The 14,205-nt window shown below is 74.6% G+C and carries 12 protein-coding genes; 8 read left to right on the top strand and 4 right to left on the bottom strand.

Annotated features, from left to right (window positions below; translation table 11 throughout):
- Positions 1–95 precede the first annotated feature (95 nt).
- From MODMU_RS11670 to MODMU_RS11660, 4 genes are read left to right on the top strand one after another with little or no spacing between them, the layout of a single operon-like run.
- Positions 96–347 carry a hypothetical protein gene (locus MODMU_RS11670; RefSeq protein ID WP_014740447.1) on the top strand — a complete coding sequence of 84 codons (252 nt, stop codon included), beginning with the start codon at positions 96–98 and terminating at the stop codon, positions 345–347.
- 53 nt (positions 348–400) lie between these two features.
- Positions 401–1,174 carry a hypothetical protein gene (locus tag MODMU_RS11665; protein WP_051144168.1) on the top strand — a complete coding sequence of 258 codons (774 nt, stop codon included), beginning with the start codon at positions 401–403 and terminating at the stop codon, positions 1,172–1,174.
- Positions 1,174–2,970, top strand: a complete 1,797-nt coding sequence (locus MODMU_RS26990; protein WP_014740445.1) for a fumarate reductase/succinate dehydrogenase flavoprotein subunit — start codon at positions 1,174–1,176, stop codon at positions 2,968–2,970. The genes MODMU_RS11665 and MODMU_RS26990 overlap by 1 nt, the downstream gene beginning before the upstream one ends.
- A gap of 13 nt (positions 2,971–2,983) precedes the next feature.
- Positions 2,984–3,739 (top strand): succinate dehydrogenase/fumarate reductase iron-sulfur subunit, encoded by a 756-nt coding sequence (locus MODMU_RS11660; RefSeq protein WP_014740444.1) that lies wholly within the window; start codon positions 2,984–2,986, stop codon positions 3,737–3,739.
- Positions 3,740–3,763: 24 nt separating this feature from the next.
- Here MODMU_RS11660 and sigE read toward each other — a convergent pair whose 3' ends face one another.
- Positions 3,764–4,345: an RNA polymerase sigma factor SigE gene (gene sigE, locus MODMU_RS11655; protein WP_041795205.1), complete on the bottom strand. Its 582-nt coding sequence runs from the start codon at positions 4,343–4,345 to the stop codon at positions 3,764–3,766.
- Positions 4,346–4,633: 288 nt separating this feature from the next.
- On the opposite strand from sigE, the gene MODMU_RS11650 reads away from it, so the two are divergent.
- Both MODMU_RS11650 and MODMU_RS11645 read left to right on the top strand, forming a co-directional pair.
- Positions 4,634–5,977: a diacylglycerol/lipid kinase family protein gene (locus MODMU_RS11650; RefSeq protein WP_014740442.1), complete on the top strand. Its 1,344-nt coding sequence runs from the start codon at positions 4,634–4,636 to the stop codon at positions 5,975–5,977.
- Positions 5,978–6,072: 95 nt separating this feature from the next.
- A complete protein-coding gene (locus MODMU_RS11645; protein WP_014740441.1) occupies positions 6,073–6,591 on the top strand; it encodes a DUF6653 family protein in 519 nt (172 codons plus the stop codon).
- Here the strand turns inward: MODMU_RS11645 and MODMU_RS11640 are convergent.
- Positions 6,555–8,081 (bottom strand): APC family permease, encoded by a 1,527-nt coding sequence (locus MODMU_RS11640; RefSeq protein WP_014740440.1) that lies wholly within the window; start codon positions 8,079–8,081, stop codon positions 6,555–6,557. The two genes, MODMU_RS11645 and MODMU_RS11640, sit on opposite strands and share 37 nt — an antisense overlap.
- A gap of 224 nt (positions 8,082–8,305) precedes the next feature.
- Between MODMU_RS11640 and MODMU_RS11635 the strand changes: the two genes are divergently transcribed.
- Together MODMU_RS11635 and MODMU_RS11630 are read left to right on the top strand one after the other, a co-directional pair.
- Complete coding sequence (locus tag MODMU_RS11635) at positions 8,306–9,040, top strand: CDP-alcohol phosphatidyltransferase family protein (RefSeq protein ID WP_014740439.1); 735 nt, start codon at positions 8,306–8,308, stop codon at positions 9,038–9,040.
- Between the two features lie 164 nt (positions 9,041–9,204).
- The gene (locus MODMU_RS11630; RefSeq protein WP_014740438.1) at positions 9,205–11,970 is read left to right on the top strand and encodes an ATP-binding protein; all 2,766 of its coding nucleotides are present in this window, start codon (positions 9,205–9,207) and stop codon (positions 11,968–11,970) included.
- 6 nt (positions 11,971–11,976) lie between these two features.
- On the opposite strand, the gene MODMU_RS11625 is transcribed toward MODMU_RS11630, so the two are convergent.
- Positions 11,977–13,221, bottom strand: coding sequence for an epoxide hydrolase family protein (locus MODMU_RS11625; RefSeq protein ID WP_014740437.1), 1,245 nt, complete (start codon positions 13,219–13,221; stop codon positions 11,977–11,979).
- A 45-nt stretch (positions 13,222–13,266) separates the two neighbouring features.
- Positions 13,267–14,181 (bottom strand): redoxin family protein, encoded by a 915-nt coding sequence (locus MODMU_RS11620; RefSeq protein WP_014740436.1) that lies wholly within the window; start codon positions 14,179–14,181, stop codon positions 13,267–13,269.
- Positions 14,182–14,205: the final 24 nt, after the last annotated feature.

The following is a 14,205-nucleotide window of genomic DNA, read 5'->3' as shown; positions in this document are numbered from 1 at the left end:
CAACTGCCGCGCCGGAGCCCCTTTCCCCGGCCCGGCGTCCGTGGTCGACTGCCTCCCACCATCTCGGCGGCGTCAGCAGCGACGTGGAGGCAGCGATGTCCCTGGAGCAGGACGTGGCAGCGGCTCGGCAGGCGCTCGACGCCTTCGAGCAGGCCTGTGCACCGGTCGGCAGGCACTTCGGCGACACCGTGGACGCCCGGCGGCTGAGGAGTGACCTCACCCGGGTGCGCGAGGACCTGACCCTGCTGTGCGGCGCCCGGCCGTACACGGCACGGGAGCCCTTCGCGGGCGTCTACGGCGACGGGGACGACGAGGGCTGGGGCGGGACCGGCCGCACGGGGCGGTGACCGCCACCGCCCCACGCGGGACCGGGGCCGTCTCCCCGGGCGCGGGGAACGGGATGGCCGCGCCCCGCCGCGCGGCCATCGCGGCACGCACCCTGCGCACCGACCGCTGGTGGCTGCAGCCCCTGGTCACCGCCGTCGCGCTGCTGCTGTTCATCGTCTACGCCACGTTCCGGGCGTTCCAGGACGCGCACTACTTCGCCGAGCCCTACATCTCGCCGTTCTACTCGCCGTGCCTGACGACGGCGTGCGAGGGCGACACCTTCCCCGAGCTGTTCACCGGGCCGGCCTGGATCTCCCCGGCGCTCTACATCCTGGTCTTCCCGCTGGGGATCCGGCTGACCTGCTACTACTACCGGAAGGCCTACTACCGGTCGTTCTGGTTGTCGCCGCCGGCCTGCGCGGTCGCCGAGCCGCACCGCCGCTACACCGGGGAGACCCGGCTGCCGCTGCTCGGCCAGAACGTCCACCGGTACGCGCTCTACGCCGCGCTGGTCATCAACGTGATCCTGTTCTACGACGTCGTCCTGGCGTTCCGGGACGAGACCGGAGCCTGGGGCCACATGGGCCTGGGCACGGTTGTCCTGCTGGTCAACGCCGTCCTGCTGGCGCTCTACTCGCTGTCCTGCCACTCCTGCCGGCACATCGTCGGCGGCCGGATCAACTCCTTCTCCCGGCACCCGCTGCGCTACCGGGCCTGGACGTCGATCTCGAAGCTGAACGCCCGGCACATGCAGTTCGCCTGGGCGTCGCTGTTCACCGTCGCCTTCGCCGACTTCTACGTCCTCCTGCTGGCCACCGGCACGATCTCCGACCCGAGGTTCTTCTGATGGAGCTCGAGAGGCACGAGTACGACGTCGTCGTCGTCGGCGCGGGGGGTGCCGGCCTGCGGGCGGCCATCGCCGCCTCCGAGAACGGCGCGCGCACCGCCGTCGTCTGCAAGTCGCTGCTCGGCAAGGCGCACACGGTGATGGCCGAGGGCGGCATCGCCGCGGCCATGGGCAACACCTGGCCCGAGGACAACTGGCGGGTGCACTTCCGGGACACCATGCGCGGCGGGAAGATGCTCAACCACTGGCGGATGGCGCAGCTGCACGCGCAGGAGGCGCCGGACCGGGTCCTCGAGCTCGAGGACTGGGGTGCGCTGTTCGACCGGACGCCGGACGGCCTGATCAGCCAGCGCGACTTCGGCGGCCACCGGTACGCCCGCCTGGCCCACGTCGGCGACCGGACCGGGCTGGAGCTGCTGCGCACCCTGCAGCAGCGCACCGTCGCCCTCGGCATCGACGTGTACATGGAGTGCACGGTCACCCGGCTGCTCCGCGACGACGAGACGGTCACCGGCGCGTTCGGGTACTGGCGCGAGTCCGGTCGGTTCGTCGTCTGGCAGGCGCCCTCGGTCGTGCTGGCCACCGGCGGCATCGGCAAGGCCTACAAGGTCACCTCGAACTCCTGGGAGTACACCGGCGACGGGCACTCCCTGGCGCTGCAGGCCGGCGCCTCGCTGGTGAACATGGAGTTCGTCCAGTTCCACCCGACCGGCATGGTGTGGCCGCCGTCGGTGCGCGGGCTGCTGGTCACCGAGAGCGTCCGCGGCGACGGCGGGATCCTGAGGAACTCCGCCGGCAACCGGTTCATGTTCGACTACATCCCCGACTACTTCCGCAAGGAGACCGCGGAGTCCGAGGAGGAGGCCGACCGCTGGTACACCGACAAGACGAACAACCGGCGCCCGCCTGAGCTGCTCCCCCGCGACGAGGTCGCCCGCGCCATCAACAGCGAGGTGAAGGCCGGCCGCGGGACCGAGCACGGCGGGGTGTGGCTGGACATCGCCTCGCGACGACCGGCCGAGTACATCCGGAAGCGGTTGCCCTCGATGTACCACCAGTTCAAGGAGCTGGCCGACGTCGACATCACCCGCGAGGCGATGGAGATCGGGCCCACCTGCCACTACGTGATGGGCGGGGTCGAGGTCGACCCGGACACCCAGGAGTCCCGGCTGCCCGGCCTCTTCGCCGCCGGGGAGGTGGCCGGCGGCATGCACGGCTCCAACCGGCTCGGCGGCAACTCGCTGTCGGACCTGCTGGTGTTCGGCCGCCGTGCCGGGCTCGCCGCCGCCGAGCACGCGGCGAAGCTGGCCGGCGCCCGCGTCGAGGTCGCCGAGGCGGCGCTGGCCGATGCGGCCGCCGCGGCGCTCGCGCCGTTCGACCGGGACGGCGGGGAGAACCCCTACGCCGTGCAGCAGGACCTGCAGTCGACGATGCACGACCTGGTCGGCATCATCCGCACCCGCGCGGAGATGGCGCAGGCGCTGGAGCGGATCGCCGTCCTGAAGGGACGAGTCGCGAACCTGTCCGTCGAGGGGCACCGGCAGTACAACCCCGGCTGGCACCTGGCCCTGGACCTGCCGCACCTGCTGCTGGTCAGCGAGTGCATCGCCCGCGCTGCACTCGAGCGCGAGGAGAGCCGGGGCGGCCACACCCGCGACGACTTCCCCGCTGCGGACGACGCCTGGGCACACCTCAACCTCGTCCTGGACCTGCCGGCCGATGCCGACGCGGTGCGGGTGACCCGGCAACCGCTGCCGCAGATGCCCGGCGACCTCGCCGAGCTCCTCGAGTCCTGACGGGGGCACGCACATGGGCTACGACGCGACGTTCCGGGTGTGGCGCGGCGACGCGTCCGGCGGGGACCTGCAGACGTTCACCGTGGAGGTGAACGAGGGCGAGGTGGTGCTGGACATCGTCCACCGGCTGCAGGCGACCCAGGCCGGCGACCTCGCCGTCCGCTGGAACTGCAAGGCCGGCAAGTGCGGGTCCTGCAGCGCCGAGGTAAACGGGCGGCCCCGGCTGATGTGCCTGACCCGGATGAGCACCTTCGCCGAGGACGAGCCGGTCACCCTCACCCCGCTGCGGACCTTCCCGGTCATCCGCGACCTCGTCACCGACGTGTCCTACAACTACGAGAAGGCCGCGCAGATCCCGGCGCTGGTCCCCCGGCCGCGGGAGGCCGACGGCAGCCACCGCATGCAGCAGGTCGACGTCGAGCGCTCGCAGGAGTTCCGCAAGTGCATCGAGTGCTGGCTCTGCCAGGACACCTGCCACGTCATCCGGGACCACGAGGAGAACAAGCGGAGCTTCGCGGGGCCCGGTTTCCTCATCCGGCTGGCCGAGCTCGACATGCACCCGCTGGACGTCGCCGACCGGCGTGACGCCGCGCAGGAGGAGTTCGGCCTGGGCTTGTGCAACATCACCAAGTGCTGCAGCGAGGTGTGCCCCGAGGGCATCCACCTCACCGACAACGGGATCATCCCGCTGAAGGAGCGGGTGGCCGACCGCCGGTACGACCCGCTGACCTGGCTGGGGTCCAAGATCGGGCGACGGCCGCGGTCCTGAGCTCCCGTCCTCGACCCGCAGCGGTCAGGCGGCTGCCGGCGTGCGGCCGGGGGCCAGGTGGGCCAGCGCCTCGCGCAGCTGCACCCGCCCGCGGTGGATCCGGCTGCGCACCGTGCCCAGCTTGATGCCCAACGTCGCCGAGATCTCCTCGTAGGTCAGACCCTCGATGTCGCACAGCACCACCGCCACCCGGAACTCCGGGGACAACGCGTCCAACGCCGCCTGCACCTGCGGGTCCAGGTGGGTGTCGGCGTACACCTGCTCCGGCGAGGGCGCCGCCCCCGGCAACCGCTCGGTGTCCTCGGGCAGCGCGTCGAACCGGATCCGCTGCCGGCGCCGCACCATGTCCAGGAACAGGTTCGTGGTGATCCGGTGCAACCAGCCCTCGAACGTGCCCGGGGAGAAGTCCGCCAGCGAGCGGAACACCCGCACGAACGTCTCCTGGGTCAGGTCCTCGGCGTCCTGCTGGTTGCCCGAGAGCCGGTAGGCCAGCCGGTAAACCCGCGCCGAGTGGTCCCGCACCACCTGCTCCCAGGTCGGCGCGACCCACGCCTCGTCGACGGCGGGGGTGACGGCGGGGGCGGTGGGACGGGCGGCAGCGGGCATGGCAGAGGCCTCCAACACGAAGTCGGCAGGTCTCCCCCGCCCGGCGAGCTGCCGGACCGGATGCGCCGGACCTGATGACAGGCCGTACTGACGACGCTCCGCGGAGGGGTACTCCCCTACGGCGACGATCATGCCCGACGATCGGTGCGTTGTCCAACGAGGTCCGCCGCGCCGTCCCCCGGTCCGGAGCCCTGTCCTCCCCGGCGGGCCGGGTGGACACTCGACGCTCCACGACGAGTGCGGCGGCACCTGGCCATCCGGTCAGGGCGCTGACCGAGGAGGTCGTCGATGTCCGCTGCACGCCGCCGGTCCCGGGTGCGCTGGCGCCGCACGACAGCCGCCGTCGCGCTCGCCGCCGCGGCGTGGGTGCTCGCGCTGGGGGTCACCGTGGCGGTCGACGACTTCCCGCGCGGCCTGCTCCTGCTGCTCTGCGCCGCCCTCGTCGCGGCCGGCGCGTGGGAGGGGGTCCTGCGCCGGGGCTGGGCGCGCCTGGCCGGCCTCGCCGTCGGCGGCGCCGCCCTGGCGGGCGGGGTCCTGGTGCTGGGCGACGAGGGCTACCGCCGCAGCCTGCTGCTGCTCGGCCTCGGCGCGCTGGTCTGGCACGCGGCCGCCCGGGCCGCCTTCCGGCCCGAGGTCGTCCTCCCCGCCGCGCCACGACCACGGCGACCGGTGCTCGTGGTGAACCCGCGGTCCGGCGGTGGCCGGGCGGGCCGAGCCGGGCTGGCCGCGGCCGCCCGGGAGCGGGGCATCGTCGTGGTCGAGCTGCGTCCTGGGGGCGATCTCGAGGCACTGGTCCGGGCGGCCGTCGACGCCGGCGCGGACGCTCTGGCCATGGCCGGCGGCGACGGGTCCCAGGCCGTGGTGGCCGCCCTCGCCGCCGAGGCCGACCTGCCCTACGCGTGCATCCCCGCCGGCACGCGCAACCACTTCGCCCTCGACCTCGGCGTGGACCGGGACGACGTGGTCGGCGCGCTCGACGCGTTCGTCGACGGCGGCGAGCGGCTGGTGGACCTGGCCGAGGTCAACGACCGGGTCTTCGTCAACAACGTCTCGCTGGGTGTCTACGCGGAGGCGGTGCAGCAGGAGGGCTACCGCGCCGCGAAGCTGCGGACGCTGCTGGACACGGTGGCGGCCTCGCAGGTCCCGGCGCGCGCCTCCCAGGACCTGCGCTGGACCACCCCGGGCGGTCGCACGCTGCGCGGCGCGGCGGTCCTGATGGTCGGCAACGACCAGTACCGGCTCGCCGGTGCCGCCGGCGCCGGCACCCGGCCGGCTGTCGACCAGGGCCTCCTCGGGGTGACCGTGCTCGACCCACCGGTCGGCGGGGCGCGGCGCCGGCGCCGGCCCTGGCGCCAGTGGGAGACCACCGACCTCCGGGTCGAGGCGACCCGTCCGGTGCCGGCGGGCATCGACGGGGAGGCCGCGCTGCTCACTCCTCCGCTGGTCTTCCGGACCCGGCCGGCAGCGTTGCGAGTGCGGATCGCGGCGCACCACCCCGCCGCCTCACCGTCGGCGATCGAGCCGGTCGGGGCGGTACCGGCGCTCCGTGCCCTGCTGCGCATCGCCGGCGGCGGCGATCCCCGGCAGGGGCGACCGCCGGTGCCCACCGCAGTCCGGCAGCCGGCCCGCTGACCCGGCGCGCGCGGACCCGTCGACGGCGTCGGCGGACAGCCGTAGCGTCGGGCTCCCACGGGGGTCAGGGAGTCGACGCCCGCTGGGAGTGCGCCATGACCGTGGACAGCAGGATGGCCAAGGCCTTCGGCCTCGAGGGCGAGAGCTGGCAGCGCCACGCCAACCCGTGGAGCGTGTACACCCGCATCCCGATCCCGGCCCTGCTCACCGGGGCGCTCTGGTCCCGCCACCGGCTCGGCTGGTGGTCGGCCGTGCCGGTGGGGCTGGTCTGCGCGTGGACCGTGGTCAACCCCCGGGCCTTCCCGCCGCCGCGCTCGCTGGACCACTGGGCGTCCCGGGGCGTGCTGGGCGAGACCGCGTGGGCGCGACGGGACGAGGTGCCCGTCCCGAGCAGGCACCGGGTGGCACCGAACGTGCTCGCCGGCCTCAGCGCCCTGGGCGTGCCCTTCATCGCGCGGGGGCTCCTCGTGCGGGACGGCTGGATGGTCCTGTTCGGGCTGGCGGTCGAGACGGCAGGCAAGACCTGGTTCATCGACCGGATGGCCCTCCTGTACGACGACGTCGCACCCGGCGGTCCTCAGGCGGCGTGGTCGGGCAGCACACCGGAGCGGTGACGCTGGCGGAGCAGGTAGTACGCCAGCCCGACCAGCGCGATCGCGCCGATGAAGACGAAGGCACCCCACTGCAGGTACCAGTGGTACGGCGCGGTGGCGTTGTAGACCTCGCGCCGGGGCCAGGCCAGGTTGAGCGCCATGCCGGCGCCCCACAGCACGGCCAGCACGTTGACCGGCAGCCCCCAGCGGCCCAGCGAGAAGTGCCGGGCGCCGTCCGGCTCGGGCTCCAGCGGCCAGCGACCGCGCAGCCGGCTGACCAGCATCGGCACCGTGACCAGCAGGTAGGCGAGGTAGATCATCACCACGGCGATGCTGGTGATGGTGGTGAAGATCTGCGGCTGGCGGATGTTCACCAGCAGGACGCTGATCGACAGCACGCCGATGAGGACGGCGGGGACCACCGGCGTCTTCCGCCGCGGGTCCACCCGGGCCAGCCGGGCCGCGAAGGGCAGGTTGTTGTCCCGGGCCATCGCGAACATCATCCGGATGGTGGCCGTGTGCACCGCCAGGCAGCAGACCGTGATGGCCACGACGATGCACACGAGGAACGCCTTGCCCAACCCGTTCCCGGCCGCCTGGAGCAGCACGTACTGCAGGCCGCCGGTGGCGGAGGAAAGCTGCGGGTCGTCGAGGTCGTCCACCGACATCAGGCCGAACAGCAGGATCAGCCCGCCCAGCACGAAGGACGCGGTCACCGCCCGGAGGACCGCCCGCGGCGCCGTGCGCCGGGCGTCGATCGTCTCCTCCCCCATCGAGCTGGCGGTGTCGAAGCCGTACATGACGTAGCCGGAGGCGAGCGCGGCGACCAGGAAGGCGCCGAGGTAGCCCAGCTGCTGGCCGTCGCCCCGGCCGGCGGTGTCGGTGAGCACCTCCTGCGGGCCGCGGGTGGCGTGCAGGGCGAGGATGACGATGATCAGCACGGCCGCGACCAGCTCGATGAAGACCCCGGTGCTGTTGATCCGGGCCATCAGCCGCACCCCGTAGGCGTTGACCAGGGTGGTGAACAGGATCAGCGCGCTGCCCAGCACGACCGCGTTGACCGCGACGTCGTAGGTGCCGGTGCCGTCCCCGACGACCTGGAAGCCCGACCACAGCTGCGGCAGGGTGATCTGGTAGGCCAGCACGGTCGCCGACAGCGTGACGATCGACGCGGTGAGCATCACCCAGCCGGCCATCCAGGCGGTGGTCCGGCTGCCCAGCCGCTTGGTCCAGTTGTAGAGCGACCCGGCGATCGGGTACCGCGCGGCCAGCTCGGCGAAGCACAGCGCCACCATCAGCTGGCCGGCGAACACCAGCGGCCACGACCAGACGTAGGCGGGGCCGCCCGCGCCGAAGCCGAAGTAGAACAGCTGGAAGGTGCCGGTCAGGATGGAGATGTAGCTGACCCCTGCAGCGAAGCTGGCGAACCTGCCGATCCGGCGGTCCAGCTCCTGCTTGTAGCCGAACTCGGCGAGGTGCTGGTCGCCGTCCTGCTCGATCGATGTGTCCACGGGCCGCCTGCGTCCGGAAGGAGGAGTCGGGTCACTCTGCCCCGCCCGCCCGGTCGCTGCCACTCGCGGGCTCCCGGAGGCCTCCCGACCGACACGTCCGGCCCCGCCATCGGGCCGACCGCACGTGGACGTGGAAAGGTCTGCGGTGCTCGACGCGGCAGCCGACCCGCGTCGGCAGCCCACGATCCCCGACCACAAGAGGCGGTTGGCCGCAGGTGTTCCCCTTGAGCCGGCGCCTGGCCGGCATGGCCGTGCACCTCTACACCGCGAGCGGTTCGGTGCTCGCGCTGCTCATCGTGCTGGCCGCGTTCGACGGGGACGCGATCACCGCGCTCTGGATCGGCCTGGCGGCGCTGGTCGTCGACGGCACCGACGGGATGCTCGCCCGCACCGCGCGGGTGAAGGAGACGATCCCCTGGTTCGACGGCGCCCGGCTCGACGACATCGTCGACTACCTGACCTACGTCTTCGCGCCGGTCGTCCTGCTCTGGACGACGGGTGCGCTGCCCGACGGCGCGCCGGGGTGGGTGCTGGCCGCGCTGCCGCTGCTCGCGTCGAGCTACCAGTTCTGCCGGGTGGACGCCAAGACCGACGACCACACGTTCCTGGGCTTCCCCAGCTACTGGAACGTGGTCGCCTTCTACGTCATCGTGCTCGACCTGGACCGCGTCACCGTCGCGACGATCCTGGTCGTCTGCTCGCTGCTGGTGTTCGTGCCCGTGCGCTACCTCTACCCGTCCCGCACGCAGGCGTTCCGCTCGCTCAGCCTGGTGCTCACCGCGGTGTGGATCGGCACCTACGCGCTGCTGCTGGTCGAGTACCCGTCGGTGAACCCGCTGGTGGTGGCGGTGTCCCTCGCCTACCTCGGCTACTACCTGGCGGTCAGCGGCTATCTCACGGTCGCGGCCAGGCGCCGCCAGACCCGGGCGGGCACCCCCCTGGACGCCAGCACGACCTGACCATCCAGGCCCCGCTCCGCGCGGGCCGCCGCCCCTGGACCCACCGTGCCACCGTCGTCCGGCCCCTTCCTGGCGGGCACCCTCCGGGTGTGCGATGGGCGGGCCGCGGCACGGGGGTCGGCGGCAGCAGCACGACCGCGCCTCCGACCCCAGGCGGTGAGCAGATGCCCCCTCCCGGCTCGTGGCTGGGCCTGGTGGGCCGGCGCGCCGAGTGCGAGGCGCTGCAGGAGCTGCTCGCGGCGGCCCGGTCCGGCCGCAGCCAGGTGCTGGTGCTGCGCGGCGAGCCGGGGATCGGGAAGACGGCCCTGCTGGACTTCCTGGTCGAGCGGGCGGCGGGGTTCCGGGTGACCCGGGCGGCCGGCGTGGAGTCGGAGATGGAGCTCCCCTTCGCCGGGCTGCACCAGCTCTGCGCCCCGCTGCTGGACCGGCTGGGCGCCCTGCCCGCCCCGCAGCAGCAGGCGCTCGGCACGGCGTTCGGTCTCCGGCCGGGGCCACCGCCGGACCGCTTCCTGGTCGGCCTGGCGGTGCTCACGCTGCTGTCGGAGGTGGCCGGCGACCGGCCCCTGGTCTGCGCGGTGGACGACGCCCAGTGGCTGGACCAGGCGTCGGCGCAGGCGCTGGGGTTCGTCGCCCGGCGGCTGGCCGCCGACCCCGTCGTGCTGGTGCTCGCCGCCCGGGACGGCGCGGCGGCCCCGCCGTTCCCCGGCCTGCCGAGCCGCACCCTGCCCGGGCTGCGGAGCGCGGACGCCGCGGTGCTGCTGGAGGCGGCGGTGACCGGCGCCCTCGACCCGCGGGTGCGGGACCGGATCGTGGCCGAGAGCCTGGGCAACCCGCTGGCCCTGCTCGAGCTGCCCCGGGGGCTCACGCCGGCGGAGCTGGCGTTCGGTGGCGACGGTGATGCAGCGGCCACGCTGCAGCACCGCCTGGAGCTGACCTTCCGGCACCGGCTGCAGGCGCTGCCGGCGCCGTCGCGGCAGCTGCTGCTGGTCGCCGCGGCCGAGCCGGTCGGCGACGTCCCGCTGCTCTGGCGCGCCGCCGGGCGGCTCGGCCTCGGGCCGGACGCGGTGTCCGCCGCCGAGGCCGCCGGGCTGGTCGAGCTGCGCGAGCGGGTCCGCTTCCGCCACCCGCTGGTCCGGTCCACGGTCTACCGCTCGGCCACCCCCGACGAGCGGCGGGTGGCCCACCGGGCGCTGGCCGAGGCCACCGACGCGCCCCTGGACCCCGACCGCCGCGCCTGGCACCGCGCGCACGCAGCCGTCGGCCCGGACGAGTCCGTCGCCGCCGAGCTCGAGCACTCGGCCGGCCGGGCCCTGTCCTCCGGCGGGCTGGCCGCGGCGGCCGCCCTGCTCGGCTGGTCGGCCGCGCTCACCCCGGACCCGGCGCAGCGGGTGCGGCGCTCGCTGGACGCGGCCGGCGCCTGCACCGCCGCCGGCGCGTTCGACGACGCCACCCGTGCCCTCGCCACGGCCCGGGTCGGGCCGCTCGGCGAGGCGGACCTGGCCCGGCTGGAGCTGCTCTGCGCGCAGCTGTCCTTCGCCCAGGACCGGGGCGGCGAGGCGCTGCCGCTGCTGCTGGCCGCCGCCCGGCGACTGGAGCCGGTCGACGCGGACCTGGCCCGGGCCACCTACCTGGACGCGCTGACCGCGGCGCTGTTCGCCGGCCGGCTGGCCTCCGGCCCGGGCGCCCGTCAGGTCGCGACGGCGGTGCGGGCGGCGCCGCCCGCGTCCGCGCCGGGCCGGGGCGACGCCCTGCTCGCGGGCCTCGCCGTGCTGTCCACCGACGGGTACGCCCCGGCGGTGCAGCCGTTGCGCCGGGCCGTCGCCGCCTTCGCCGGCGCGGACCTGACCATGGACGAGGCGCTCGGCTCCGCCTGGCTCGCCGCGGCCGCGGCCGCATCGCTGTGGGACGACGCCGAGTGGGACCTGCTGACCCGGCGGCACCTGCAGCTCGCCCGCGAGGCCGGTGCCCTCGCGGCCCTGCCGCTGGCCCTGGACACCCGCACGGTCGTGCACCTGTTCACCGGGGACCTGGCCGCGGCGGCGCAGCTGGTCCAGGAGTGCCGGTGGACCACCGAGGTCACCGGCAGCGGTCTGGTGCGCTACGGCGAGGTGGGCCTGCTCGCCGTCCGTGGCCGGGCGGACGAGGCGGAGCCGGTCATCCGCCGCTGCCTGGACGACGTCGTCGCCCGCGGCGAGGGCGTCGGGGTGGACCTGGCCCAGTGGGCCCGCGCCGTGCTGTGCAACGGCCTGGGCCGTTACGCCGAGGCGCTGCCCGCCGCCCAGGAGGCCGCCGCGGACCCGCTCGAGCTGGGGCCGCCGAAGTGGGCGCTGGCCGAGCTGGTGGAGGCCGGGGTGCGCAGCGGGGAGACCGCGGCCGCGGCCGCCGCCTCCGAGCAGCTCAGCGCGCTGGCGCAGGCCAGCGGCAGCGACTGGGCACTGGGCGTGGCGGCGAGCCGGGCGGCCCTGCTGCGCGAGGGGGCGGCGGCCGACGAGCTGCACCGCGAGGCGGTCGACCGCCTGGGCCGCACCGGGGTGCGGGTGGAGCTGGCCCGGGCCCAGCTGCTGCACGGCGAGTGGCTGCGGCGGGAGGGACGGCGGGTCGAGGCCCGCGCCCAGCTGCGGGCCGCGCACCGGGCGCTGTCGGAGATGGGCCTGGAGGCGTTCGCGGACCGCGCCCGGCACGAGCTGCTGGCCACCGGCGAGACCGTCCGCCGGCGCACGGCGCCGGCCCCGGCGACGCTCACCGCCCAGGAGGCGCACATCGCCAGGCTCGCGGCCCAGGGGCTGACCAACCCCGAGATCGGGGCGGCGCTGTTCGTGAGCCCCCGGACCGTCGAGTGGCACCTGCACAAGACCTTCACCAAGCTCGGGGTGCGCACCCGCCGGGAGCTGCGCGGGTCGCTGCCCGCGCTCCGCGCCGACGCCCCCTGAGGCGGCTCAGCGCAGCGGGGCGAACGCCGCCCGCAGCTCGCGGGCGAAGAGCTCTGGCTCCTCCCAGGCGGCGAAGTGCCCGCCCCGCTCGGCCTCGGAGAAGTAGCTCAGCGTCGGGTACGCCTTCTCCGCCCAGCTGCGCGGGGTCCGCCAGATCTCGCCGGGGAACGTGGTGAAGCCGACCGGGACCGGCACCTCCGCCGGCACCGCACCGGACGCGGCCGCCGCGGCGCGTGCGCCGTAGCTCTCCCAGTACGACCGGGCCGCCGAGGCCCCGGTGCCGGTGAGCCAGTACAGGGTGATGTTGTCCAGGACGTGGTCCCGGGTCAGGTTGCCGACCGGCTCCTCCTCGACGAAGGCGCGGGAGATCTTGAGGTAGGCGTCGGTGTCGTGGTCGAGCATCCAGGCGGCCAGGGCGACCGGGGAGTCCAGCAGCGCGTAGCCGATCGTCTGCGGCCGGGTGGACTGCTCGGTGAAGTAGCCGATGCCGGTCGTGCGGAACGTGGTGATCGCCTCGGCCGCCGCGCGTTCGGCGTCGGTGTCGGTCGGCTGCGGCGAGCCCAGCGCGCTGACCAGCAGGTTGGTGTGGATGCCGAGCAGGCCCTCGGGTGCCTGGCGGCCCATCGCGTCGGTGACGCCGGCCCCCACGTCCCCGCCCTGGGCGACGTAGCGGGTGTAGCCCAGGCGGCGCATCAGCTCCGCCCACGCCCGCCCGGTCCGGCCGACGTCCCAGCCGAGCTCGGTGGGCTCGCTGGAGAAGCCGTAGCCCGGCAGCGACGGGAGCACGAGGTGGAAGGCGTCCTCGGCGCGTCCGCCGTGGGCCGTCGGGTCGGTGAGCGGGCCGACGGAGTCCAGCATCTCGATGACCGAGCCCGGCCAGCCGTGGGTCATGACCAGCGGCAGGGCGTCCTCGTGCCGCGACCGGACGTGGACGACGTGCACGTCCACCCCGTCGATCTCGGTCAGGAACTGCGGCAGCGCGTTCAGCCGTGCCTGCACCCGGCCGAGGTCGTAGTCGTTCGCCCAGTAGCGCGCGAGCGCCTGCATCGTGGCCAGCTGGACCCCCTGGGAGCGGTCGGCCACCAGCTCGCGGGTCGGCCAGCGCGTCGCGGCGATGCGGCGGCGGAGCGCGGCGAGCTCCTCCTCGGGCACCTGGACCTGGAACGGCCGGACCGCGGTCGGGTCGGCCTCCCGGCGGGGCGTGGGCACGGTGCCGGTGCCGGTCGAGGTGGGTCGGGTGGGTGTGGACATCCTCATCCTCCTGGCGGTGTGAGCGGGACGGCCCCGGGACCGGGGTCAGCCGAACGTGAACACGTGGGCCCGTACGCCGGCCCCGGCGAAGGTGACGGTCAGCGTGCGGTCGCGGACCTCACCGTCCTGGCGGACCAGCTGGTACAGCCGGCCGCCGTCCAGGACGCCGTGGCCCTCGGCGTCGACGTCCACCCCGTGCGCGCCGCCGGGGACGTCGCCGTCCAGGAGCAGCTGGAAGGGGACCGGGTCCGGGCCGGCCGGGGAGAGCACGAGGTGGGCGTCGCGGGCGGAGAAGCGGAAGCTGATGCTGCCGCCGGGCTCGTCGAGCCGGACGTCCTCCGGCTCGGTCGTCCAGCGCCCGGTGAGGGACCAGTCGCCTCTGCGCAGCTCGCCCGGCGCGTGCGGCCCGCTGCCGCGCTCGGCGCCGAGGTAGGTCTCCGGTGTGCCCAGCTGGTCCCAGTCGGCGGCCGCCTCCACGCCCTCGCCCTCGACGGCGACCTCCGGGCGGTCGACGCCCAGCAGCTGCTGGAGCCGGCGCTCGACGTGCTCGTAGCGGCCCTCACCGACCTGGGAGTCGCGGACCACGCCGTCGGTGTCGACGAGGTAGAGCGCCGGCCACCAGTGGTTCTCGAAGGCCTGCCAGACCCGGTACCCGTTGTCGACGGCGACCGGGTGCTCGATCCCCCGCTCCTGCACCGCCCGGCGGACGAGGTCCAGGTCGTGCTCGAACGCGAACTCCGGCGTGTGCACGCCGATCACCACGAGCCCGTCGTCCCGGTAGGCCTGCGACCAGGCGCGGACCCACGGCTCGGTGCGCAGCCAGTTGATGCAGGTCAGCGTCCAGAAGTCGACCAGGACGACCTTCCCGCGCAGGCCGTCGGGGTCCAGCGGCCCGGAGTTGAGCCACGCGGTCGCCCCGTCGAGCGGGGGCAGGTGCCGGCGGCGGAACAGGGTGGTCACGGGCGCACCTCCACGGACGTGCTG

Origin of the sequence: Modestobacter italicus, assembly GCF_000306785.1 — a bacterium.
In the GTDB taxonomy this organism is placed as follows: Bacteria; Actinomycetota; Actinomycetes; order Mycobacteriales; family Geodermatophilaceae; genus Modestobacter; species Modestobacter italicus.
This window is presented reverse-complemented; position numbering and strand designations above follow the sequence as displayed.